The sequence below is a fragment of the Burkholderia sp. BCC1985 genome (assembly GCF_905339915.1).
GTDB lineage: Bacteria > Pseudomonadota > Gammaproteobacteria > Burkholderiales > Burkholderiaceae > Burkholderia.
Map to the genome: position 1 here is coordinate 75,997 of NZ_CAJPGY010000005.1, position 24,414 is coordinate 100,410.

21 protein-coding genes are annotated in these 24,414 nt (G+C 65.5%); 15 read left to right on the forward strand and 6 right to left on the reverse strand.

The window, feature by feature from the left end:
• Positions 1 to 76: 76 nt before the first annotated feature.
• Entirely contained in the window at positions 77 to 484 is a 408-nt protein-coding gene (locus tag U4Z31_RS06530; RefSeq protein ID WP_044845262.1) for a hypothetical protein, read from the reverse strand.
• A 140-nt stretch (positions 485 to 624) separates the two neighbouring features.
• On the opposite strand from U4Z31_RS06530, the gene U4Z31_RS06535 reads away from it, so the two are divergent.
• Positions 625 to 2,151 (forward strand): AMP nucleosidase, encoded by a 1,527-nt coding sequence (locus U4Z31_RS06535; protein ID WP_044845316.1) that lies wholly within the window; start codon positions 625 to 627, stop codon positions 2,149 to 2,151.
• A gap of 119 nt (positions 2,152 to 2,270) precedes the next feature.
• Here U4Z31_RS06535 and U4Z31_RS06540 read toward each other — a convergent pair whose 3' ends face one another.
• Positions 2,271 to 2,561 (reverse strand): hypothetical protein, encoded by a 291-nt coding sequence (locus U4Z31_RS06540; protein ID WP_044845263.1) that lies wholly within the window; start codon positions 2,559 to 2,561, stop codon positions 2,271 to 2,273.
• A 394-nt stretch (positions 2,562 to 2,955) separates the two neighbouring features.
• Positions 2,956 to 3,714, reverse strand: a complete 759-nt coding sequence (locus tag U4Z31_RS06545; protein WP_044845264.1) for a TIGR00730 family Rossman fold protein — start codon at positions 3,712 to 3,714, stop codon at positions 2,956 to 2,958.
• A gap of 1 nt (position 3,715) precedes the next feature.
• On the opposite strand from U4Z31_RS06545, the gene polA reads away from it, so the two are divergent.
• From polA to U4Z31_RS06560, 3 genes are all read left to right on the forward strand, one after another.
• Entirely contained in the window at positions 3,716 to 6,469 is a 2,754-nt protein-coding gene (gene polA, locus U4Z31_RS06550) for a DNA polymerase I (protein WP_124523276.1), read from the forward strand.
• Positions 6,470 to 6,749: 280 nt separating this feature from the next.
• Complete coding sequence (locus U4Z31_RS06555) at positions 6,750 to 8,084, forward strand: NAD(P)/FAD-dependent oxidoreductase (protein WP_044845266.1); 1,335 nt, start codon at positions 6,750 to 6,752, stop codon at positions 8,082 to 8,084.
• Positions 8,085 to 8,510: 426 nt separating this feature from the next.
• On the forward strand, positions 8,511 to 9,386 hold the full coding sequence (locus tag U4Z31_RS06560; RefSeq protein WP_321809779.1) for a dienelactone hydrolase family protein: 876 nt from the start codon (positions 8,511 to 8,513) through the stop codon (positions 9,384 to 9,386).
• A 49-nt stretch (positions 9,387 to 9,435) separates the two neighbouring features.
• Here U4Z31_RS06560 and U4Z31_RS06565 read toward each other — a convergent pair whose 3' ends face one another.
• Together U4Z31_RS06565 and U4Z31_RS06570 are read right to left on the reverse strand one after the other, a co-directional pair.
• Positions 9,436 to 10,305 carry a sulfurtransferase gene (locus U4Z31_RS06565; RefSeq protein ID WP_124486430.1) on the reverse strand — a complete coding sequence of 290 codons (870 nt, stop codon included), beginning with the start codon at positions 10,303 to 10,305 and terminating at the stop codon, positions 9,436 to 9,438.
• 116 nt (positions 10,306 to 10,421) lie between these two features.
• Positions 10,422 to 11,528 (reverse strand): aromatic ring-hydroxylating oxygenase subunit alpha, encoded by a 1,107-nt coding sequence (locus U4Z31_RS06570; RefSeq protein ID WP_044845269.1) that lies wholly within the window; start codon positions 11,526 to 11,528, stop codon positions 10,422 to 10,424.
• Between the two features lie 271 nt (positions 11,529 to 11,799).
• Between U4Z31_RS06570 and U4Z31_RS06575 the strand changes: the two genes are divergently transcribed.
• From U4Z31_RS06575 to folE2, 4 genes are all read left to right on the forward strand, one after another.
• Positions 11,800 to 12,093 (forward strand): exodeoxyribonuclease VII small subunit, encoded by a 294-nt coding sequence (locus U4Z31_RS06575; protein ID WP_044845270.1) that lies wholly within the window; start codon positions 11,800 to 11,802, stop codon positions 12,091 to 12,093.
• Entirely contained in the window at positions 12,090 to 12,974 is an 885-nt protein-coding gene (locus U4Z31_RS06580) for a farnesyl diphosphate synthase (RefSeq protein ID WP_321809780.1), read from the forward strand. Before U4Z31_RS06575 ends, U4Z31_RS06580 begins: the two co-directional genes overlap by 4 nt.
• A gap of 80 nt (positions 12,975 to 13,054) precedes the next feature.
• Positions 13,055 to 14,959 (forward strand): 1-deoxy-D-xylulose-5-phosphate synthase, encoded by a 1,905-nt coding sequence (dxs, locus tag U4Z31_RS06585; protein ID WP_044845272.1) that lies wholly within the window; start codon positions 13,055 to 13,057, stop codon positions 14,957 to 14,959.
• 154 nt (positions 14,960 to 15,113) lie between these two features.
• Positions 15,114 to 15,923, forward strand: coding sequence for a GTP cyclohydrolase FolE2 (gene folE2 / locus U4Z31_RS06590; RefSeq protein WP_044845273.1), 810 nt, complete (start codon positions 15,114 to 15,116; stop codon positions 15,921 to 15,923).
• Between the two features lie 131 nt (positions 15,924 to 16,054).
• Here folE2 and tsaD read toward each other — a convergent pair whose 3' ends face one another.
• A complete protein-coding gene (gene tsaD / locus U4Z31_RS06595) occupies positions 16,055 to 17,095 on the reverse strand; it encodes a tRNA (adenosine(37)-N6)-threonylcarbamoyltransferase complex transferase subunit TsaD (RefSeq protein WP_044845274.1) in 1,041 nt (346 codons plus the stop codon).
• A 363-nt stretch (positions 17,096 to 17,458) separates the two neighbouring features.
• Here tsaD and U4Z31_RS06600 point away from each other — a divergent pair, with 363 nt between their 5' ends.
• From U4Z31_RS06600 to dnaG, 7 genes are all read left to right on the forward strand, one after another.
• Complete coding sequence (locus U4Z31_RS06600) at positions 17,459 to 17,725, forward strand: hypothetical protein (RefSeq protein WP_321809781.1); 267 nt, start codon at positions 17,459 to 17,461, stop codon at positions 17,723 to 17,725.
• Positions 17,726 to 17,873: 148 nt separating this feature from the next.
• Positions 17,874 to 18,290: a sulfocyanin-like copper-binding protein gene (locus U4Z31_RS06605; protein ID WP_321809782.1), complete on the forward strand. Its 417-nt coding sequence runs from the start codon at positions 17,874 to 17,876 to the stop codon at positions 18,288 to 18,290.
• Between the two features lie 235 nt (positions 18,291 to 18,525).
• Positions 18,526 to 19,602, forward strand: a complete 1,077-nt coding sequence (locus tag U4Z31_RS06610) for a TIGR03118 family protein (protein WP_321809783.1) — start codon at positions 18,526 to 18,528, stop codon at positions 19,600 to 19,602.
• A 630-nt stretch (positions 19,603 to 20,232) separates the two neighbouring features.
• The gene (locus U4Z31_RS06615) at positions 20,233 to 21,453 is read left to right on the forward strand and encodes an NAD(P)/FAD-dependent oxidoreductase (protein WP_321809784.1); all 1,221 of its coding nucleotides are present in this window, start codon (positions 20,233 to 20,235) and stop codon (positions 21,451 to 21,453) included.
• A 106-nt stretch (positions 21,454 to 21,559) separates the two neighbouring features.
• Positions 21,560 to 21,772, forward strand: coding sequence for a 30S ribosomal protein S21 (rpsU, locus tag U4Z31_RS06620; RefSeq protein ID WP_006479415.1), 213 nt, complete (start codon positions 21,560 to 21,562; stop codon positions 21,770 to 21,772).
• Between the two features lie 185 nt (positions 21,773 to 21,957).
• On the forward strand, positions 21,958 to 22,404 hold the full coding sequence (locus U4Z31_RS06625; RefSeq protein ID WP_257770406.1) for a GatB/YqeY domain-containing protein: 447 nt from the start codon (positions 21,958 to 21,960) through the stop codon (positions 22,402 to 22,404).
• Positions 22,405 to 22,476: 72 nt separating this feature from the next.
• Positions 22,477 to 24,348, forward strand: a complete 1,872-nt coding sequence (gene dnaG / locus U4Z31_RS06630; protein ID WP_321809785.1) for a DNA primase — start codon at positions 22,477 to 22,479, stop codon at positions 24,346 to 24,348.
• Positions 24,349 to 24,414: the final 66 nt, after the last annotated feature.

The following is a 24,414-nucleotide window of genomic DNA, read 5'->3' on the forward strand; positions in this document are numbered from 1 at the left end:
GCGCGGCGTGCGGCGCGACAGGAGGTGAAGGGAATGCCGGCGCGCCGCGTCGGGACCGACGCGGCGCGGCAGGAAATCAGTAGCGCAGGTTGACCGACGGCAGGCGCGTGATCGGGACGCCCGCGTCGTGCGGCTTCGGCGACGTGTCGAGCGTCGAGCTCATCTGGTAGCGCGTGCCGAAGTTCGACTTCACGTCGATTTCGACCGGCTTGCCGCGATCGCGATACTCGGTGACCTCGGTGCCGCTCTTGCTCTTGGCGTGGAAGCTCGGCGTGCGGCGGATGTCGGCGAAGTCGACTTTCGACGTGACTTCGGCGCCCGGCCGGTTGATCTTGCGGAGATCGGGCAGGCCGGCGGCCTCGTTGGCCTCGGCCCGGGCCTGCGCGTCGGCGTCGGGCGTGCCGCCGGCGGCGTAAGCGGCGCCGGCAGCGGCAAACGTGCCCGCGAACACGGCGGCAGCGGCGACGAGAATGAGCGGCTTCATGATGAGTCTCCAGTGAACCTTCCGATTTTAGCAAATACTGCGCGCGGCCCGGCCCTCGCGTGCAAGCGGCGTGCAAGCGGGCGGCCATGAGCGTGACCGGGTTCCGTGGTAATGTCGTCCGATCAGACGAGGTGATGAAAATGAAGAACGATTTGAGCCGCCGGCATCGGGTGCTGACGCCCGAGAGTCCGCCCGTCGAAGCATTCGACGATTCCGTCGCCGCCGTCGCGCGGCTGTCGGCCATCTACGACACCAACACGGGCTTCCTGCGCGATGCCTTCGCACGTTATCGCCGCCACGAACCGATCACCGAGCACGTGCGTGCGTGCTATCCGTTCGTGCGGATTCGTACCGACGTCAACACGCACGTCGATTCGCGCCGTTCGTACGGTTTCGTCGCGGGTCCCGGCGTGTTCGAGACGACCGTCACGCGCCCCGACCTGTTCGCGAACTACTATCGCGAGCAACTGCGCCTGCTGTCGAAGAACCACCATGTGAAGATCGAGATCGGTGTGTCGTCGCAGCCGATTCCGGTTCACTTCGCGTTTCCCGAAGGCATCCACCTCGAAGGCGAGCTCGACCGCGACCGCCTGCTCGCGATGCGCGACATCTTCGACACGCCCGACCTGTCGTACCTCGACGACCGCATCGTCAACGGCACGTTCGAGCCGGCGCCCGGCGAGCCGCATCCGCTCGCGCTGTTCACCGCCGCGCGCGTCGACTTCTCGCTGCACCGGCTGCGTCACTACACGGCGACGTCGCCCACGCACTTCCAGAACTACGTGCTCTACACGAACTACCAGTTCTACATCGACGAATTCGTGAAGCTCGGCCGCACGATGATGACGGAGAGCGACGATCCCGAGGTGCGCGCGTACCGCAGCCAGTACAGCGCGTTCGTCGAGCCGGGCGACGTCATCACGTACAACGCTAACCTCGGCAGCGAGCCGGCCGAGGGCGCCGCGCCGCCGCGGCTGCCGCAGATGCCCGCGTATCACCTGAAGCGCGCGGACGGCAGCGGGATCACGATGGTCAACATCGGTGTCGGCCCGTCGAACGCGAAGACGATCACCGATCACATCGCGGTGCTGCGTCCGCACGCGTGGGTGATGCTCGGCCACTGCGCGGGCCTGCGCAACACGCAGCGCCTCGGCGACTACGTGCTCGCGCACGGTTACGTGCGCGAGGATCACGTGCTGGATGCGGACCTGCCGCTGTGGGTGCCGATCCCGGCGCTCGCCGAAGTGCAGCTCGCGCTCGAGCGCGGCGTGGCCGAGGTCACCCGTCTCGAAGGCGCCGAACTGAAGCGCGTGATGCGCACGGGCACGGTCGCGAGCGTCGACAACCGCAACTGGGAGCTGCGCGATCACCGCGAACCCGTGCAGCGGCTGTCGCAGAGCCGTGCGATCGCGCTCGACATGGAAAGCGCGACGATCGCCGCGAACGGGTTCCGGTTCCGCGTGCCGTACGGCACGCTGCTGTGCGTGTCCGACAAGCCGCTGCACGGCGAGCTGAAGCTGCCGGGCATGGCCGACACGTTCTATCGCGGGCAGGTCGACCAGCATCTGCAGATCGGCGTGAAGGCGATGGAGATCCTGCGCACGAACGGGCTCGACAAGCTGCATAGCCGGAAGCTGAGGAGCTTCGCGGAAGTGGCGTTTCAGTGATGTGAACGCCGCGCAAGCCGCGGGCGTAACGACAAAGGCCGCACGCGAACTTTCGTTCCCGTGCGGCCTTGTTCTTTGTCCTGCAGTGCGCGAGCCCGATCGAACCCGCACTCGGATGCTCAGCACTCACCCTTCTTCGCGTGTCCCGGCGGGCAATGGTAGCCGCCGTGACCATGATGGCGCTCGTGATCTTCCCACTCGCGGCGTTCCCAGTAGCGGCGGCCGTCCCAGTAACGATCGCCATGCCAGCCGACGATGACCGCGGGCGCTGGTGCGACCACGACAGGCGCGGGCGCGACGACGACCGGCGCGGGCGTGCCGATGTTGACGTCGACGTTGACGGCGTGGGCGAGGCCGGACAGCGAAACACCGAGGCCGGCGAAGGCGAGGGCGATCAGCGAACGTTTCATGTTGTTTTCCGTGATGTCGTTGTCAAAGGGCCGGCGCGACGCGATGGACGCGAGGGGGGATCGTTCCACCGGGGGGACGCCACGCCGACAAGAGGCAGTGTGCGGGCGCCGCACGGAAAAGGCGAGCGGCATTTGTTACGGCAGATTGACGTCAGGCCGGCCGGCTGGACCGATGGCAGGCAGCGTGATTTGACAATGGTCGGTCCCGGGCGTGGCACGCGTCGAATGCGTTGTGCGGCACCGCCCGCCCGAATTTGACATTCGACGGTGCGCGGCCGCGTTGCGGGATTAACGCGGCGTTACAAAATGACGCGCGGCAGGTGGCGGAATCGCCATGCCTGCCGCGCGGGAAGCGGGATGCCGGCCGTGAAGGCCGGCCATCGAGCCGATCGAATTACAGATAGAACATGCGGTCTTCTTCGGGTCGCGGCGGATGATCGTCGCCGTCCGCGCCTTCTTCCTCGCCGCTGTCCTCGTAGAACGCGAGCACGGCGTCGAGCACCTGGTCGGGATCGTCGATCACCTGCATCAGGTCCATGTCTTCCGGATTGATGAGGCCGTTCGGGATCAACTGGTCGCGGAACCATTGCAGCAGCCCCTGCCAGAACGTGCTGCCGACGAGAATGATCGGCACGAGGCGCGACTTCTTCGTCTGGATCAGCGTGAGCACTTCGGACAGTTCGTCGAGCGTGCCGAAGCCGCCCGGCATCACGATCACCGCGTCGGAGTTCTTCACGAACGTGACCTTGCGCGTGAAGAAGTGGCGGAAGCGCAGCGAGATGTCCTGGTAGTGGTTGCCGGCCTGCTCGTGCGGCAGCTCGATGTTCAGGCCGACCGACGGCGCCTTGCCGGCGTGCGCGCCCTTGTTCGCGGCTTCCATGATGCCGGGGCCGCCGCCGGAGATCACCGCGAAGCCGGCGTCGGACAGCTTGCGCGCGATCTGCACGGCCAACTTGTAGTGCGGCGTATCGGGCTTCAGACGGGCAGAACCGTAGATGCTGACGGCCGGGCGGATCTCCGACAGGTACTCGGTCGCCTCGATAAACTCTGCCATAATCGTGAACATCTGCCACGATGCGCGCGCCTTCTTGGCCGTCGCGCGTTCTTGATCTGCGAGCGAACGCAGACTCGGAATCACTTTTCTCTTGTTCATAATGCCTGAAGAACGAAATCTGGAAGGTAAGACCCTGCTATTGGTTGACGGTTCGAGCTATCTGTATCGGGCTTACCATGCGATGCCTGATTTGCGTGGCCCTGGCGGGGAGCCGACCGGAGCGCTCTACGGAATCATCAACATGCTGCGTCGTATGCGCAAGGAAGTCAGTGCAGAGTATAGCGCTTGCGTGTTCGATGCAAAGGGCAAGACGTTCCGCGACGACCTTTATGCCGACTATAAGGCAAACCGTCCGTCCATGCCGCCCGATCTTGCATTGCAGGTCGAACCGATTCACGGCGCCGTGCGCGCGCTCGGCTGGCCGCTGCTGATGGTCGAGGGCGTCGAGGCCGACGACGTGATCGGCACGCTCGCACGCGAAGCCGAACGGCACGGGATGAACGTGATCGTATCGACCGGCGACAAGGACCTCGCGCAACTCGTCACCGATCACGTCACGCTCGTCAACACGATGACCAACGAGACGCTCGATCGCGACGGCGTGGTCGCGAAGTTCGGCGTGCCGCCCGAGCGGATCATCGACTACCTCGCGCTGATCGGCGACACCGTCGACAACGTGCCCGGCGTCGAGAAGTGCGGGCCGAAGACGGCCGTGAAGTGGCTGTCGCAATACGACAGCCTCGACGGCGTGATCGAACACGCAGGCGAGATCAAGGGGGTGGTCGGCGACAACCTGCGTCGCGCGCTCGACTTCCTGCCGCTCGGCCGCAAGCTCGTGACCGTCGACACGGCCTGCGATCTCGCGCCGCATCTCGAATCGATCGAAGCGTCGCTGAAGAGCGACGGCGAAGCACGCGACCTGCTGCGCGACATCTTCGCGCGCTACGGCTTCAAGACGTGGCTGCGCGAAGTCGACAGCGCACCCGCCGAAGGCGGCGGCGCCGATGCGCCGGAAGGTGACCCCGCCCCGGTGGTGGCCGCAGACATCGTCCGCGAGTACGACACGATCCAGACCTGGGAGCAGTTCGACGCATGGTTCGCGAAGATCGACGCGGCCGCGCTGACCGCGTTCGACACCGAAACCACGTCGCTCGACCCGATGACCGCGCGGCTCGTCGGCCTGTCGTTCTCGGTCGAGCCGGGCAAGGCCGCGTATCTTCCGGTCGCGCATCGCGGCCCCGACCTGCCGGAGCAGCTGCCGATCGACGACGTGCTCGCGCGCCTGAAGCCGTGGCTCGAATCGGCCGACCGCAAGAAGGTCGGCCAGCACCTGAAGTACGACGCGCAGGTACTCGCGAACTACGACATCGCGCTGAACGGCATCGAGCACGACACGCTGCTCGAATCGTACGTGCTCGAATCGCACCGCACGCACGACATGGACAGCCTCGCGCTCCGTCATCTGGGCGTCAAGACGATCAAGTACGAAGACGTGGCCGGCAAGGGCGCGAAGCAGATCGGCTTCGACGAAGTGGCGCTCGAGCAGGCCGCGGCGTATGCGGCCGAGGATGCGGACATCACGCTGCAGCTGCATCAGGCGCTGTATCCGCAGGTCGCGCGCGAGGCGGGCCTCGAGCGCGTGTATCGCGAGATCGAGATGCCGGTGTCGCTCGTGCTGCGCAAGATGGAGCGCACCGGCGTGCTGATCGACGACGCACGCCTGCAGGCGCAAAGCAGCGAGATCGCGACGCGGCTCATCGAGCTCGAGGGCCAGGCGTACGAACTGGCGGGCGGCGAGTTCAATCTCGGCTCGCCGAAGCAGATCGGGCAGATCTTCTTCGAGAAGCTGCAGTTGCCGGTCGTGAAGAAGACGCCGAGCGGCGCACCGTCGACCGACGAGGAAGTGCTGCAGAAGCTGGCCGAGGATTACCCGCTGCCGAAGCTGCTGCTCGAGCATCGCGGGCTGTCGAAGCTGAAGTCGACCTACACCGACAAGCTGCCGCGCATGGTGAATCCCGCAACGGGCCGCGTGCACACGAACTATGCGCAGGCGGTCGCGGTCACGGGCCGTCTCGCGTCGAACGATCCCAATCTTCAGAACATTCCGGTGCGCACGGCCGAAGGCCGGCGGATCCGCGAGGCGTTCATCGCATCGCCGGGGCATCGCATCGTGTCGGCCGACTATTCGCAGATCGAACTGCGGATCATGGCGCACATTTCCGGCGACGCATCGCTGCTGCGCGCGTTCTCGCAGGGCGAGGACATCCACCGCGCAACCGCCGCCGAAGTGTTCGGCGTGACGCCGCTGGAGGTCAATTCCGACCAGCGCCGGATCGCGAAGGTGATCAACTTCGGGCTCATCTACGGGATGAGCGCGTTCGGCCTCGCGTCGAACCTCGGCATCACGCGCGATGCGGCGAAGCTCTACATCGACCGCTATTTCGCGCGCTACCCGGGCGTCGCGCAGTACATGGAAAACACGCGCGCGGTGGCGAAGGAGAAGGGCTACGTCGAAACCGTTTTCGGCCGCCGCCTGTGGCTGCCGGAGATCAACGGCGGCAACGGCCCGCGCCGTCAGGCCGCCGAGCGCGCCGCCATCAACGCACCGATGCAGGGCACGGCGGCCGACCTGATCAAGCTGTCGATGATCGCGGTGGACGACTGGCTCACGCGCGACCGGCTCGCGTCGCGGATGATCATGCAGGTGCACGACGAACTGGTGCTCGAGGTGCCCGACGCAGAACTGTCGCTCGTGCGCGAGAAGCTGCCGGAAATGATGTGCGGCGTGGCGAAGCTGAAGGTGCCGCTGGTCGCCGAAGTGGGCGCCGGCGCGAACTGGGAAGAGGCACACTGACGCACCCCCGTGCGATTCCCGTTTCCCGCGGCATATTGTTGCAGGGATGCTGAATATCGAGATGGTTTGCTTGTGGTCAACGCGCAAGCTCCCGGACAATGCAAGTCAGTCAGGTCATTGTCGCGGGGGCAGCGCGCCCCGTGTTCCGGCATCGGACGCATCGAAGTGTTTCGAACTGCACATCGATGATGTCCGAACCGGTTAATCCAACGGGCGGCGCGAACGCATCGCGTCTGCCTCGTGCGGCGGCAGCAGTTTCGAATCGCAAAGGGGGAATCAGATGCATCGGATCATCATCGTAGGCGGCGGCGCAGGCGGCCTGGAACTGGCGACGCGGCTCGGCGACCGTTACGGCGCGCGCGGCAATCGTCCCGCACGTGCGCTCGTCACGCTCGTCGACCGCAATCCGACTCACATCTGGAAGCCGTTGCTGCACGAGGTCGCGGCCGGCAGCATGGACCCGTTTACGCAGGAGCTCGAATACGCGGCGCAGGCGCGCTGGCATGGCTTCGAGTTTCAGCAGGGCGAACTGACCGCGCTCGACCGCACGGCGAAGCGCATCACGCTGTCGCCCGTCAACGACAGCGACGGCGCGGAGCTGCTGCCGGCGCGCGACCTGGAATACGACACGCTCGTGATCGCGATCGGCAGCACGACGCACTTCTTCGGCGTGCAGGGCGCGGCCGAAAACGCGATCGCGCTCGATACGGTCGGCGAGGCCGAGCGCTTCCGCAAGCGCCTGATCGCCGCGTGCATGCGCGCCGAGCATCAGGCGCCGGCGCAGCCCGCGCCCGGGGCGGCGGCCGAACCGCGCATCCAGGTCGTGATCGTCGGTGGCGGCGCGACGGGCGTCGAGTTGTCCGCCGAGCTGCGCAATACCGCGCAGGTGCTGTCCGTCTATGGGCTGCACAAGCTCGACCCGCAGCACGACGTCGGCATCGTGCTGATCGAATCGGGGCCGCGGATTCTGCCCGCGCTGCAGGAGCGCGTATCGACGGCAACGGCCGAGCTGCTCGAAAAGCTCGGTGTGCGCTTGATGCTCGCCGAGCGCGTGACCGAAGTCGCGCCGGGTTTCGTGCACACCGCGAGCGGCAAGACGGTGCGTGCGGATCTCACGGTATGGGCGGCCGGCATCAAGGCGCCGTCCGTGCTGTCGAATCTCGACGGCCTGCAGGTCAACAAGCTCGGCCAGCTCGACGTGCGCCGCACGCTGCAGACCTTCACCGACGACAACGTATTCGCGCTCGGCGATTGCGCGGCCTGCGTATGGCCCGGCAACGAGCGCAACGTGCCGCCGCGCGCGCAGGCGGCGCACCAGCAGGCGAGCTTCCTGCTGAAGGCGATCGGTTGCCGGCTCGACGGGCGTTCGCTGCCGGAATTCACGTATCGCGATTTCGGATCGCTCGTGTCGCTCGGTCATTTCAGCGCGGTCGGCAACCTGATGGGCGGGCTGATCGGCGGCAACATGCTGATCGAAGGGCTGTTCGCGCGCTTCATGTACATGTCGCTGTACCGGCTGCACATCGCGGCGCTGCACGGCTATCCGCGCATGATGCTCGATACGGTCGCGCACTGGCTGCGCCGCACGACGCTGCCGCGCGTCAAGCTGCACTGACGCGGCCGCACGTTCGTGCGCCGGGCGGGCAGGGAATGCGCATCGCGAGCATTTCCTGCCCGTTGTCGTTTCAAGTGCCGGGTGACCGCGGGTTCGCTCGCCGGGTCTGTTTATTGCGCGTCGTTTCGTGCCGACCCGCAAGTATTCGAGCGCGCGAAGGCGCTTGCCGCATGTGCGCCGCGGATGAACTTGCCGGGCCGGATCGCGGTTATCGATACCGTGACGGACGCCCGCCGGATTACGCCTTCGTAATCGAGTCTTACACATCTGACAGTTGACGTGACAACGGATTATTGGGCATCTTGTGCGGGTTTCCGCTTGCGGCGGAGTGTCAACCGCCGCGACATCCGCGCCGTCCGCCGGCGCGATGCCCCGTCAGGTCCAAGCCATGACCGTGACGGCGGCGCCCAATCGAGGAGTGCATTCATGTTGAAACCCGAAGTCGACAGCCTGGTTCCCCGTGTTCCGTTCTCGCGCCGCAAGTTCATGCAGGCTGCGCTCGGCGGCACCTTCGCGGCGGCCGTGCTGCCCGTGTCGGCGCAGACGATCACGACCGACAGCGCCGGGCTGGACGTCGACACCATCGAGATCCGCTCGGGCGACGCGAGCATCCCCGCGTATCGTGCGCAGCCGGTCGGCAAGACGAACCTGCCGGTCGTCATCGTGATCCACGAGGTCTTCGGCGTGCATGCGCATATCGCCGACGTCTGCCGTCGCTTCGCGAAGCTCGGCTATCTCGCGATCGCGCCCGACCTGTTCGCGCGCCAGGGCGACGCGTCGAAGTATCCGACCATCCGGGCGCTCGTCGACAACATCGTCAACAAGGTGCCGGACCGTCAGGTCACCGAGGATCTCGATGCGACCGTCGCGTGGGCCGGCAAGAATGGCGGCGACCTGTCGCGTCTCGGCGTGACGGGGTTCTGCTGGGGCGGCCGCCAGGCGTGGCTGTATGCGGAGCACAATCCGCACGTGCTGGCGGCCGTCGCGTGGTACGGGTTCGTCGAAGGCAAGACCGACGAGATGACACCGTTCAATCCGGTCGATCATGCGTCGTTGCTGAAGGTGCCGGTGCTCGGGCTGTACGGCGAGAAGGATACGAACATCACGCAGGCGGCGCTCGCGAACATGCGCAAGGCGATCCAGGCGAGCGATTCGAAGCTCGCGCGCCAATCGGAGATCGTCGTCTATCCGGATGCCGGTCATGCGTTCTTCGCCGATTACCGGCCGAGTTACGTGAAGGGCGATGCCGAGGACGGCTGGAAGCGCGCGATCGAGTGGTTCCACAAGTACGGCGTGATGTAAGCGACGAGGCGGCAGATGCCGTCGCCTCGTCGACGTGTCGCGCCGGTGCTTACGGGTTCGGGCCGGTCGCGATCGGCCGCGACGGATCGGCGCTCCATTCGCTCCACGAGCCCGGGTACAGCGACGCACCGTGAAGCCCGGCGATCTCGAGCGCGAGTGCGTTGTGGCACGCGGTCACGCCGGATCCGCATTGCAGGATCGCGTTGTTCGGTTCGGTGCCGGCCAGCAGCGCGGTGAACGTCTCGCGCAGTTCGTGGCCGGTCTTGAAGCGGCCGTCGGCGGCCAGGTTGTCCTTGAAGAACCGGTTGCGTGCGCCGGGAATATGGCCGCCGACACGATCGATCGTTTCGTTTTCGCCGCGATAGCGATCCGGCGCGCGCGCATCGATCACGACGCGCTGGGCCGACGTCACGTTCGCGAGCACGGCTGCCGCGTCGACCGTCGATTCGAGCGGGGCCGCCGCGCGGAAGTCGCCGGCGGCCGGGTGCGGCACGTCGGCGGTCAGCGGCTGGCCGGCTGCTTCCCATGCCTGCAGGCCGCCGTCGAGCACTGCGACGGAATCGTGCCCGAGCCAGCGCAGCAGCCACCACAGGCGCGCCGCATAGGCGCCGCCGTGTGCGTCATAGGCGACGACCTGCTGGCCCTGCTTGACACCGCGGCTGGCGAGCAGCGTGGCGAGCGCGTCGCGGGTCGGCAGCGGATGGCGGCCGTTCGTGCCGGTCTTGCGGCCGGACAGGTCGCGGTCGAGATGGAGATACTGTGCGCCCGCGATATGGCCGGCTGCGTAGGCGGCTTCGCCTGCGCCCGGATCGGCGAGATCGAAGCGGCAGTCGAACACGGCAACGCTGCCCGGCGCCGCGGCCAGGCGCTCGGCGAGATTGGTTGCTGAGATGAGCGTGGTGTAGTGGGTATGTGGCATGACGGCTCCCTGGAGTGCAAACGGCCTGATACTCCAAGTCTAAACAAAAAAAGACGGGCCGGAACCCGTCTTTTCATATGCCGAATGCCGTGCGGCGCGCAAGCGCCGCGTGCAGGTCAGAGATCGCCGAGGTGGCGGCGCAGGAACTCGTGGAAGTGCTGCATGCCGTCTTCCATCGGGCTCTGGTACGGGCCGACCTGCGATTCGCCGCGCGCCATCAGTGCACGGCGGCCTGCGTCCATCCGCATCGCGATTTCGTCGTCCTCGATGGCCGTCTCCATATAGGCGGCGCGCTCGGCTTCGACGAACTCGCGCTCGAACAGCGCGATTTCCTCGGGGTAGTAGAACTCGACGATGTTGGTCGTCTTCTGCGGGCCGCGCGGAATCAGCCACGACACGACGAGCACGTGCGGATACCACTCGATCATCAGGCCCGGGTAGTAGACCATCCAGATCGCGCCGAACTCCGGCGGCACGCCGTTGCGGAACTTGAGCACCTGCTCGTGCCACGTCTTGTAGGTCGCGCTGCCCGGTTTCGCGAGCGCGTTGTGCACGCCGACCGTCTGCACGCTGTACCAGTCGCCGAACTCCCATTTGAGATCGTCGCACGACACGAAGCTGCCGAGGCCCGGGTGGAACGGGACGACGTGGTAATCCTCGAGGTAGACCTCGATGAACGTCTTCCAGTTGTAATCGCACTCGTGCACTTCGACGTGATCGAAGTGATACTCGGAGAAGTCGAAGTGATGCTTCGTGCCGAGGTTCGCGAGATCGCGCGCGACGTTGCGGCCTTCGGCCTCGAACAGCAGCCCCTGCCAGTTCTGCAGCGGGCTCTTGCCGAGGTTCAGGCACGGCTTGTCGGGGAAGTGCGGCGCGCCGAGCAGCTGGCCTTCCAGATCGTACGTCCAGCGGTGCAGCGGACACACGATGTTCTGCGTGTGGCCGCGCCCGTTCAGCATGATCGCCTGCCGGTGGCGGCACACGTTCGACAGCAGTTCGATCTGGTTCGCCGGGTTGCGGACCAGCACGCGGCCTTCCTTCTCGGACGGCAGCGCAAAATAATCCCCCGCCTCGGGCACCATCAACTCGTGCCCGACGTAACGAGGTCCTTTCTTGAAGAGGGTTTCGATCTCGCGCTCGAGCAGCGCCTCATCGAAGTATGCAGTGACTGGAAGCTGGCTGTGAGCCGACTTCAACTGAAGCGCATCGCTCAGATTGGACATTCCCACTCCCGGTGTTAGCGTGAAAGCAGTGAACAACCCAACCATCGAAAAATCGATTTAGGGAAACGCGGAATTATACCCGGTTCGCCTCGCAAGGCTAGGATTAAGTGCCTGATTTGTGTCAATTTTTTGTCCGGCGGCGATCGGGTGGCGCACAATGTGTGTCGAAGAAGGGGCCCGAATGCGTGCCCGGGTGCCCAAGTCGGCAGGTCGGAAAATTCTCTTTTGCCGTAGAATGTCCGACTTGTTTTGAAATTTGACACCCTCGTCCATGGCGAAAACCGCATCCCAAGGCGCCACCCCGCCCGGCAATGGCACCGAACCGTTGCCGGACAACTATGAAACGGCGCTCGCGGAACTCGAGACGCTGGTTGCCCGGATGGAAGGCGGCACGTTGAGCCTCGAGGATTCGCTCGCTGCGTATCGCCGCGGTGCGACTCTCGTTGCGTTTTGCCAACAGCAGCTCGAGAAAGTGGAACAGCAGGTTCGCGTGCTCGACGGCGCGACGCTGAAGCCGCTTTCGTCCGGAACGGCCGCCACGGACGGCGAAGACGACGATCTATGACATTCGAACAATGGATGCGGTCCGTGCTCGACCGTGTCGAGGACGCACTCGGCCACTATTTGCCGGCTGACAACGTGGTGCCCACGCAACTCCACGAAGCGATGCGCTACGCGGTCCTCGGCGGCGGCAAACGCGTTCGCCCGCTGCTGTGCCATGCAGCAGGCGAACTGACCGGCGCGACCGAAGCGGCGCGCAACGCGGCAGCGGCGGCGCTGGAGATGATCCACGTCTACTCGCTCGTGCACGACGACATGCCGTGCATGGACGACGACGCGCTGCGACGCGGCAAGCCGACCGTGCACGTGCAGTACGACGAGCCGACGGCGCTGCTGGTCGGCGATGCGCTGCAGTCGCAGGCCTTCGTCGCGCTGACCGACACCGCCGCGCTGTCGCCGGTGCAGCAGGCCGCGCTCGTGCGCGAGCTGGCGCTGGCGAGCGGCTCGATCGGCATGGCCGGCGGGCAGGCGATCGACCTGGCGAGCGTCGGCCTCAAGCTGACGCGCGAGCAGCTCGAGACGATGCACCGGATGAAGACGGGCGCGCTGTTGCGCGCGGCCGTGCGGATGGGCGCGCTGGCGGGCGACACGCCGTCGGCGGAGGCGATGGCCGCGCTCGACGTCTACGCGGGGGCCGTGGGTCTGGCCTTCCAGGTCGTCGACGACATTCTCGACGTCACGACCGATTCGGCGACGCTCGGCAAGACGGCCGGCAAGGATGCGGCGAACGACAAGCCGACCTACGTATCGATCCTCGGCCTCGACGCGTCGCGTGAGCTCGCAGCCCAGCTGCGCGCCGAAGCGCATGATGCGCTGAAACCGTTCGGCGCACGCGCACAGCGTCTCGCCGAACTTGCCGACCTGGTGGTGAACCGGGTCAGCTGACGCGAAGCCCGCCGCTGCGCACACGCTACGGTGCGTGCAATAGAATGCGGGCGCGTTTGATTTCCTACAATGGAACGACGATGTACGACTTGCTGAAAACCATCGACGACCCGGCGGATCTGCGCCGCCTCGATCGTCGCCAACTCCAACCGCTCGCGGATGAACTGCGCGCGTTCGTGCTCGACAGCGTGTCGAAGACGGGCGGCCATCTGTCGTCCAACCTCGGGACGGTCGAGCTGACGATCGCGTTGCACTACGTGTTCAACACGCCGAACGACCGGATCGTCTGGGACGTGGGTCACCAGACCTACCCGCACAAGATCCTGACGGGCCGCCGCGACCAGATGCATTCGCTGCGCCAGTACGACGGCATCTCGGGTTTCCCGCGCCGCAGCGAGTCGGAATACGACACGTTCGGCACCGCGCACTCGAGCACGTCGATCTCGGCGGCGCTCGGGATGGCGATCGGCAGCCAGCTGAACGGCGACGACCGCTTCTCGATCGCGGTGATCGGCGACGGCGCAATGACGGCCGGCATGGCGTTCGAGGCGATGAACAACGCGGGCGTGTCGGAGGATGCGAAGCTGCTCGTGATCCTCAACGACAACGACATGTCGATTTCGCCGCCGGTCGGCGCGCTGAACCGCCATCTCGCGCGCCTGATGTCGGGCCGCTTCTACGCGGCCGCGCGTGCGGGCGTCGAGCGCGTGCTGAGCGTGGCGCCGCCGGTGCTCGAACTCGCGCGCAAGCTCGAGGAGCACGCGAAGGGCATGGTCGTGCCGGCCACGCTGTTCGAGGAGTTCGGCTTCAACTACATCGGCCCGATCGACGGTCACGATCTCGATTCGCTGATCCCGACGCTGCAGAACATCCGCGAACTGCGCGGCCCGCAATTCCTGCACGTGGTGACGAAGAAAGGCCAGGGCTACAAGCTCGCCGAAGCGGATCCCGTGCTCTATCACGGCCCCGGCAAGTTCAACCCGGCGGAAGGCATCAAGCCGTCGGCCACGCCCGCGAAAAAGACTTATACGCAAGTATTCGGCGAATGGCTGTGCGATGAAGCCGAGCGCGATACGCGCGTCGTCGGCATCACGCCCGCGATGCGCGAAGGCTCGGGCATGGTCGAGTTCGAGAAGCGTTTCAAGGATCGCTACTACGACGTCGGCATCGCCGAGCAGCACGCGGTGACGTTCGCGGGCGGCCTCGCGACCGAAGGGTTGAAGCCCGTCGTCGCGATCTACTCGACGTTCCTGCAACGTGCGTACGACCAGCTGATCCACGACGTCGCGCTGCAGAACCTGCCGGTCGTGTTCGCGATCGACCGCGCGGGCCTCGTCGGCGCCGACGGCGCGACGCACGCGGGCGCATACGATCTCGCGTTCATGCGCTGCATCCCGAACATGACGATCATGGCCGCGTCCGACGAGGACGAGTGCCGCCAGATGCTGCACACGGCGCTGCAGCAGCCGAACCCGACCGCGGTGCGCTATCCGCGCGGCGCGGGCACCGGCGTGCCGACGGTGAAGGAATTCACCGAGATCCCGCTCGGCAAGGGTGAAGTGCGTCGCCGTACGTCGCAGCCGGAAGGCAAGCGCGTCGCGATCCTCGCGTTCGGCACGATGGTCGCGCCGTCGCTCGCGGCGGGCGAGGAGCTCGACGCCACGGTCGCGAACATGCGTTTCGTGAAGCCGGTCGATGCGGCGCTCGTGCGTGAACTCGCCGAGACGCACGACTACCTCGTCACGGTCGAGGAAGGCTGCGTGATGGGCGGTGCGGGCTCGGCCTGCGTCGAAGCCCTGATGGAGAGTGGGGTTATCCGACCCGTAATACAATTGGGCCTCCCTGACCAGTTCATCGATCACGGTGATCCCGCGAAGCTGCTGTCGCAATGCGGCCTCGACGGCGCGGGCATCGCGAAATCGATTCGCGAACGCTTCCTGAGCCCGGCGGCCGATGTCGCCGATCAGGCGAAGCGCGTCGCATAAGCTGGCGCCGCCTGCGGGCGGCGTCGGTGCGACTGGCGCAACCGGTCTACATTGATGCGGAAAACATGGGCCTGCGGGCCCATGTTGCTTTTCCGGCTGCCGCGTGACGCGGCGTGCGCGTCGTCGAACGCGCGGCTTACAAGGATTGAACAAGATGAACCAGATGAATCCCGCCTTCGTGATGCCCGACGTGCAGAGCACGGTGGATACCCGCCAGATTCCGATTCAGCGCGTGGGCGTGAAGGCGGTCCGGCATCCGTTGACGGTGTGCACCGAGAGCGGCGACGTGCAGCCGAGCGTCGGCGTCTGGAATCTCGACGTGCGCCTGCCTGCCGATCAGAAGGGCACGCACATGTCGCGCTTCGTCGCGCTGCTCGAAGAGAACCGTGCGCCGCTGACGGTCGAGCGCTTCCGCGCGATGCTCGCGTCGATGCTCGAGAAGCTGGAAGCCGAGGCCGGCCGCATCGAGGTCACGTTCCCGTACTTCGTGAACAAGACGGCGCCGGTGTCGGGCGTGCAGAGCCTGCTCGACTACGAAGTGACGCTCGCGGGCGAATGCCGCGACGGCGAAACACGCCTGTTCCTGAAGGTGCTCGTGCCGGTGACGAGCCTGTGCCCGTGTTCGAAGAAGATTTCGCAGTACGGCGCGCACAATCAGCGCTCGCACGTGACGATCGATGCCGAACTCGCAGCCGACCTGCCGGTCGAGGCGCTGATCCGCATCGCGGAAGAAGAGGCGTCGTGCGAGCTGTGGGGCTTGCTGAAGCGTCCGGACGAGAAGTTCGTGACGGAGCGCGCGTACGAAAACCCGAAGTTCGTCGAGGATCTGGTGCGCGACGTCGCGCAGCGTCTCGACGCGGACGAGCGCGTGATCGCCTACGTGCTCGAAGCCGAGAACTTCGAGTCGATCCACAATCACAGCGCGTATGCGCTGATCGAGCGCGACAAGCGACACGCTGCGTAACGTCGCATCGCTGCGGCGCTGCGTCGAATTGCCGCTGCAATGAAAAAGGCCGCTCGAATCGAGCGGCCTTCTTGTTTTCCGTCCGGCGCGTGCAGGTGCGAGCGACGTTGCGCAGCGCCGTGCCGCGCGACTCAGCGTGCGAGCGACGCGAGATCCCAGCGTGGCTTCACCGTGAACGCGTAGTCCGCATTCGCCTGCTCGGGCCAGCGGCCGAGCCGCAGTGCGCCGGCGAGCGCGATCATTGCGCCGTTGTCGGTGCAGAGCGCGAGATCGGGGTAGTGCACGTCGAAGCCGCGCTTGGCCGCGGCTGCCGACAGCGCCGCGCGCAACTGGCGGTTCGCACCGACGCCGCCCGCGACCACGAGGCGCTTGAGCTTCGTCTTCTTGAGCGCGGCGAGCGATTTCGCGACGAGCACGTCGACGGCTGCGTCGACGAAGCCGCGCGCGAGATCGGCCTTCGCGCGCTCGAGCGCAACGCCCTCCAGCTTCGCCGCTTCGAACTTCTTCATCTGCGTGAGCACGGCCGTCTTCAGGCCGCTGAAGCTGAAGTCGAGATCGCCCGAATGCAGCATCGGGCGCGGCAGCACGACCGCGCCCGGCGTACCCGTTTCCGCGAGCTTCGACACTTCCGGGCCGCCCGGGTAGCCGAGGCCGATCAGCTTCGCCGTCTTGTCGAACGCTTCGCCGGCCGCGTCGTCGAGCGTCTCGCCGAGCGTCTCGTACACGCCGACGTCGGTCACGCGCATCAGTTGCGTGTGGCCGCCCGACACCAGCAGCGCGATGAACGGGAACGGCGGCGGCTCGTCGACGAGCAGCGGCGACAGCAGGTGGCCTTCGAGGTGATGGATGCCGACGGTCGGCTTGTTCCATGCGAGCGCGAGCGCATTCGCGATGCTTGCGCCGACCAGCAGCGCGCCGGCGAGGCCGGGGCCTTGCGTGAATGCGATCGCGTCGATGTCGTCGCGGCGCGTGCCGCTTTGCGCCATGACTTCCTCGAGTAGCGGCAGCGCGCGGCGGATGTGGTCGCGCGACGCGAGCTCGGGCACGACGCCGCCGTATTCGCGGTGCATCGCGATCTGCGAATGGAGCGCGTGCGCGAGCAGGCCGCGCTGCGTGTCGTAGAGCGCGAGGCCGGTTTCGTCGCAGGAGCTTTCGATGCCGAGAACGAGCATGGGTCAGGGCGGGGCGCGCTGCATCGAGCGCGCCGCAGGAAGGTAGACGTAACCGCAAATTATAGCAGGCGAGGGTCGATCGCCGCTTTGCGCGGCCCGGGCCGCAGGCCGGGCAGGTTCAACGCTTCTGTAACCTTCGTGGGGTCGGTTCACATGTCGAACAGGATGCTGAGTCGCTTCAACGCGGTTCCAATCCGCGCCGGTCGACGACGGATGGCTCTGTGGCGACAGACGTCAAGACTCTCGGCTGCGTTCTCGTGGAGGCTCGGAGTAGGCCATGTTCCAGATCGCCTCCCTGTACCGGGGAAGACGTATGAGTCGCGCGAATGCACAGCCGGCACACGACGGCCAGGTTGACGGCCGATGCAGCGCGTTTCCGGTGAAATCGAGCTGAAGCGAGTTGCCGGACACTTGCGCGACGGCATCGATCTTCACGCGTCGATGCCGCCGCCGATTTCGTCAGATGGCGAACAGCATCGCGGCAAAGGCTGCATGGAGCCAGCCAACATGTGCGAGTTGGCGGTTACGCACCTGCGTTGCACGGAACGACCATTGCAGGAAGCGATGGCCAGTACCGTGATGAACGCGGCGAGAATGGACGGCGCCGCCCCTGCGCGGCTCCGGGAATAAGTGCCCCGATGCGTACGTTTAGGTATCGCGCGCCCCCGAGAACGTTCATGCCGTCACACAGGCAGGGGGCCTTGCGCGTTCGATGAATAGCGCACGCAGTCGCTCAACTCGCGGCAGACGCGATGCTTCAATGTCTATGGAGGGAGCCATGTATGCCATTTGCAGAGTCATCGTCGTCGCGGGCGCGGCCGTCCTTGGTGTGACGCCGCAGGCAAGCTGGGCGCAGCATACAGTCGACGCGACATTGCTATCCAACTCGATTCAGCTCAAGACGCACACCGTGAAGTCTGGTCGCGTCACGCTTGATGTCAAAAATGCCGCTGACAACAACATGGAACATGAGCTCGTCGTGCTCAAGACGGATCTGTCTGACGATGCGCTCCCTGTCAGAAAAGGAGAGGTAATGGAGCACAGGCTGACGAAAATCGGGGAAGTCGAAGATATCGCGCCCGGCAGGAGCAAGCGTGTGTCATTCAAGCTCGCACCCGGCCACTACGTGCTGATCTGCAACAAGCCGGGGCACTATGAATCCGGCATGCACACAGTGCTTGTCGTGGCACCGTGAATTGCAACGCGGGCTTGCTAGAACAATGGCCGTCAACGACACGTGTCGATATGCGGAGACTTACGTGCATCGGCGTTCGGCTTCCGCCGACAACTATGGATCGACATCGATCGGAGCGAGTTCGCCCGCTTCGGTGACCATGCTTCGAAAATTCATGATGCGCGGGCGAGACGGGCGGAATAAACGAGGTTGCCGATTCGTTTACTAGCTGCTCTTCCACGTTCGGAGTTCCATCATGAAACAGATCCATGCGGCGTTCGGTGCTGCGTTGTCGGCTGTCGTGCTGGCGAGCGTCGTGGCGTGTGGCGGCGGTTCGTCTCACGAGAGACAGTACGCGGTCAGTGCGCTGGTCTCCGACGGCGCTGTTCCGGCTGCGCACGTGGATGCCAACCTGAAGAATCCATGGGGCATTGCCTTCAATCCCAAGGGCTTCGTCTGGGTCGCGGATAACGGCACGCAGCACGCGACGCTCTACGATGGCAACGGCGTGCCGCAATCGCTCGTCGTGACGATCCCGCCGGGCACGAGCGGCGACCCCGATCCGACCGGGATCGTGTTCAATGGCACGAATGACTTCATGGTGACCCAGGGCGCCAAATCGGGGCCTGCAGCGTTCATTTTCGTTGGCGAGGGCGGGACCATGACCGCATGGTCGCCCGCGGTCAACCCGACGTCGGCAATCACCGTGTTCGACAGCGGCGGCGCCGCCGTCTACAAGGGACTCGCGATTGCCAGTAACAACGGGGCGAATTTCCTGTACGCGACGGACTTCCACAACAACCGGATCGACGTGTTCGACCGGACCTTCGCCAAAGTCACGCCAGTCGGCGCGTTTCAGGATCCCGCTTTACCTGCGGGATTCGCGCCATTCGGCATCCAGGCGCTCGGCTCGAAACTGTTCGTCGCCTACGCGAAGCAGGATGCGGCAGCACATGATGACGTCAAGGGCGCAGGCTTCGGCGTGATAGATGTGTTCAGTCCGTCGGGACAATTCCTGCAGCGCTTCGCTACCGGTGGGTCACTGAATGCGCCGTGGGGTATGGCACTGGCTCCCGCGAATTTTGGACGCTTCAGCAACGCCGTCCTGATCGGCAACTTTGGCGATGGCATGATCCACGCGTTCGATGCGACTTCCGGGACCATGCTCGGGACCCTTGAGCACACTGACGGCAGCGCAATCGTCGAGCCTGGACTGTGGGGCATCGCATTCGGGAATGGGCTCAACAGTCAGCCCACTAATACGCTGTTCTTCGCGGCCGGCACGAACGACGAAGCGGATGGTCTCTATGGCCGCATCGACGTGGGACCGTGATCGCCAGGATGACCTCAGCAGCCAACTCAGGAGCGAGCCGCGCCGAGACTTGATCGGGCAGTCGAAATCCATAAGCGTCGGTTTGGCCAAATGTCACCTCATTCATCGATTGGGGCGGTCGATCTGCAGGGGCAAGTGAATTTTCGTAAGCGCCTCGGAGCTTCACAAGTGACCTCATTGACTCGCTCAACCTGCCGAGGCTGTGCGGAGCCAGTTCCAATGCGACCTTGACTTCCACCAAAAAAAATCAAATACCGTGCGGTCAATGGAAAGAGAACAAGCGCATCGTCCGAACAGAATCCGAGAGTGTCTCTGGACGGCAACCGTCCATGTTGTCCCAAGGCGGGATCGGGAACCCGGGATCGGGCCGGCTGCTGACGAGGAAGTCGCTGGTGGATGAGATCAGCCGCATTCAGGTTCTCCTGCCGACCAGCAAGGATGAGGGCCGTCGATTCACGGTTGCGAGCGCAACCTGCGAATCGGGGCTGCGCCACCATCCAAGCGTTGCGTTCTCCGCCGTCGCATGTATCATTCGCCCTTCCTCAAGATATTCATCAGTCGCCTACCTCTAAGTGGCTGATAAATATGCATAATTCCTAGCCTATGCAAAGTTCCTGAACAAACCGCGCCATGGAAACTTACGACATCGCCGTGATCGGCGCGGGCGCCGCCGGAATGATGAGCGCCGCGGTCGCCGGGCAACTCGGCCGCCGCGTGGTGCTGATCGACCATGCGCCGCGGCTCGCCGAGAAAATCCGCATCTCGGGCGGCGGCCGCTGCAACTTCACGAACCTCCATGCGGGTCCCGACAACTACCTGTCGTCGAATCCGCATTTCGCGCGCTCGGCGCTTGCGCGCTACACGCCGCGCGACTTCCTCGGGTTGCTCAAGCGTCACCACGTGACCTGGCACGAAAAGCACAAGGGGCAGCTCTTTTGCGATCACGGCAGCGACGCGGTCATCGACGTGCTGAAGCATGAATGCGACGCGGGCGGCGTCGCCTGGCGCCGGCCGGTGGTCGTCGACGCGGTGCGCCACGCGCCGTCCGACGGCTTCACGCTCGACACGCAGCAGGCGGGGCCGATCCGCGCACGCGCGCTGATCGTCGCCACCGGCGGCCTGTCGATCCCGAAGATCGGTGCCACCGACTTCGGCTACCGGCTCGCGAAGCAGTTCGGCCACAAGCTCGTCGATACGCGGCCCGCGCTCGTGCCGCTCACCTTTGCGTCGCAGGACTGGGAGCCGTTCGCGGCGCTGTCCGGCGTGTCGCTCGAAGTGCGCGTGTCGACCGGCGACAAGAAGCGCGGCGGCGAATTCGTCGAGGACCTGCTGCTGACCCATCGCGGCCTGTCGGGCCCCGGCATCCTGCAGATCTCCAGCTACTGGCACTCCGGCGACCCGATCCGTATCGACCTGCTGCCGCAGCGCGACGCGGTGGCCGACCTGCTCGACGCGAAGCGCACGTCGAAGCGCCAGATTGGCTCGCTGCTCGCGGACTGGGTGCCGTCGCGCCTCGCCCACGTCTGGCTCGACACGCACCGCGTCGCGGCCGACGCGCGGCTCGCGGACCTGCCCGACAAGACGCTGCGCCAGATCGGCGACGCGCTGTCCGGCTGGACGCTGACGCCGAACGGCACCGAGGGCTACAAGAAGGCCGAGGTGACGAAAGGGGGCGTCGATACGCGCGAACTGTCGTCGGCGACGATGATGAGCGCGCGGGTGCCGGGGCTGTTCTTCATCGGCGAGGCGGTGGACGTGACGGGCTGGCTCGGCGGCTACAACTTCCAGTGGGCATGGGCGTCCGGCACGGCGGCCGGGCAGGCGGCGGCGGAGTTCTCGCGCGGCGCCTGACACCGGCTGCGCGCCCTGCCGTTGACGGGACCCGGCCCTTATGTCTTTGCACGACGCTCTGCTATACTCGTAAGTCTTCCCTGCAAACCTTTATTCGTGTCGGATCATGACGATCATTCGCGTTAAAGAAAACGAGCCGTTCGAAGTCGCCATGCGTCGCTTCAAGCGCACGATCGAGAAGAACGGTCTGCTGACCGAGCTTCGTGCGCGGGAGTTCTACGAAAAGCCGACCGCCGAGCGCAAGCGCAAGAAGGCTGCTGCGGTGAAGCGTCATTACAAGCGGATTCGCAGCCAGACGCTGCCGAAGAAGCTGTACTGAACGATTGAGCGCCGCGCGGTTCGCTGAGCGGCGCACCGGCGACCTCCGCACGATCGGCCTCGTTCCGGGGCCGCGAGTCGCCGATGCCGGATTCGAGCAACCCGCTTGAGACTTAGTCCCAAGCGGGTTTTTGTGTTGACGCCCGTTCTCGGGTGTCGAAGTCACGTTTCCATCCCGGGTGCAAGATGAGTTTGAAAGAGCAGATCAGCGAAGACATGAAGGCCGCGATGCGCGCGAAGGAAAGCGAGCGTCTGGCGACGATTCGCCTGCTGATGGCCGCGATCAAGCAGCGCGAGGTCGATGATCGGGTGACCCTCGACGACGCGGGCATCACCGCGGTGATCGACAAGATGATCAAGCAGCGCAAGGACTCGATCAGCCAGTTCGAGGCCGCCGGCCGCGACGATCTCGTCGCGAAGGAGCAGGCCGAACTGACGGTGCTGGGCGCCTACATGCCCGCGCAGCTGTCGGACGCCGAAGTGGCCGCCGAAGTCGAGGCCGCGGTCGCGGCAACCGGCGCAGCCGGCCCGCAGGACATGGGCAAGGTGATGGGCGTGCTGAAGGGCAAGCTCGCCGGCCGCGCCGACATGACGGCCGTTTCCGCGCAGGTCAAGGCCGCGCTGTCGAAGTAAAACCCGCTTCCCGGCGCGTCGCATGCGCGTGCGCCGGAGCGTCGTATTGTCTTTTTTTCGCTCGATCCCACGGTGATTCCGCATTCGTTCCTGCAGGATTTGCTGAACCGCGTCGATATCGTCGACGTGGTGGGCCGGTACGTGCAGCTCAAGAAGGGCGGCGCCAACTTCATGGGGTTGTGCCCGTTCCATAACGAGAAGAGCCCGTCGTTTACCGTCAGCCCGACCAAGCAGTTCTATCATTGCTTCGGCTGCGGCGCGCACGGCACGGCGATCGGCTTCCTGATGGAGCATGCGGGGCTCACGTTCCCGGAAGCCGTGCAGGAGCTCGCGCAGTCGGTCGGGCTGACCGTGCCGCGCGAGCCGTCGATGCGCGGCGGCGGCGGTGGGGGCGGCGGCGACTATCCGGCGCCCGTGTCGAAATCGGTCGCGACCGCGCTGTCCGACGTGATGTCCGCCGCGTGCGACTACTACCGCAAGCAATTGCGTGGCGCGACCGTCGCGATCCAGTACCTGAAGAACCGGGGCCTGACCGGCGAGATCGCCGCGCGCTTCGGGCTCGGCTATGCGCCGGACGGCTGGCAGAACCTCGAAACGGCGTTCCCGGACTACCGCGACGACTCGCTCGTCGAATCGGGGCTCGTGATCGTCAGCGAGAAAACCGACGCGCAGGGCGTGGCGCGACGCTACGACCGGTTCCGCGAGCGGATCATGTTCCCGATCCGCAACGTGAAGGGGCAGGTGATCGGGTTCGGCGGACGCGTGCTCGGCAGCGGCGAGCCGAAGTACCTGAATTCGCCGGAAACGCCGCTGTTCAACAAGGGCAGCGAACTGTACGGGCTGTTCGAGGCGCGCCTCGCGATCCGCGAGCGCAAGTACGTGCTGGTCGTCGAAGGCTACATGGACGTCGTCGCGCTCGCCCAGCTCGGCTTCCCGAACGCGGTCGCGACGCTCGGCACGGCATGCACGCCGATCCACGTGCAGAAGTTGCTGCGCCAGACCGACACGGTCATTTTCAGCTTCGACGGCGACTCGGCCGGCCGGCGCGCGGCGCGCCGCGCGCTCGAAGCGTGCCTGCCGCATGCGGCGGACAACCGGACGATCCGATTCCTTTTCCTGCCGGCCGAGCACGATCCGGACAGCTATGTACGCGAATTCGGTGCGGACGCGTTCTCCGAGCAGGTCGAGCGCGCGATGCCGCTGTCGCAATTTCTGTTGAACGAAGCAATTGCGGGCAAGGCGCTCGATCAGCCGGAAGGTCGCGCGAAGGCGCTGTTCGACGCGAAGCCGCTGTTGCAGGCGCTGCCGGCAAACGCGTTGCGCGCGCAGATCATGCACATGTTCGCCGACCGTCTCGATATCCCGTTCGAGGAAGTCGCGGGATTGTCGGACGTCGATGCACGCATCACGGCGCCGCCGCGCCAGGCGCCCGCGCGCAGCGAGCGGCGGCGCGTGACGGACAGCGAAAAGCGCGCGTTGCGTACGCTCGTGATGCATCCGCGGATCGCGTCGCAGCTCGACGACGAACAGCTTGCGACCCTGCGCGCGCTGCCGCGGATCGGCGAGCTGTTCGCCGAAGTCGTCGAGCATGCGCGTGCGCTGGGTGACGGCGCGGAGTTCCGGCTGCTGTCCGATGTCCTGCGGACCTCCTCGAACGGCGCGACTTACGAGGAGATCTTCCGCGAAATTCTGGACTATGATGAAAACGTCCGCGATTTGCTGTTACAGAATCCGGAAGACGAGACGGTGCCCGAGCGGCAGCGTGAACAGGAACGGATCGCGGGGGAGGAACTGCAGGCCGCGGTGCTCAAGATGCGCTATGACGCCTGCTGCGACCGGCTCGATCGGCTGGCGCGGCAATCGACCTTCACACCCGAGGAACTGGCCGAATTGACGGAATTGAACCAGCAGCGAACCGACATGAAACGTCGGCTCGGGCTGTAGGCGGCCGGGGCGCTGAGAGAGGGCGCACCAGCGTGCTATAATATAAGGTTTCCAGCGGTTTGTTTT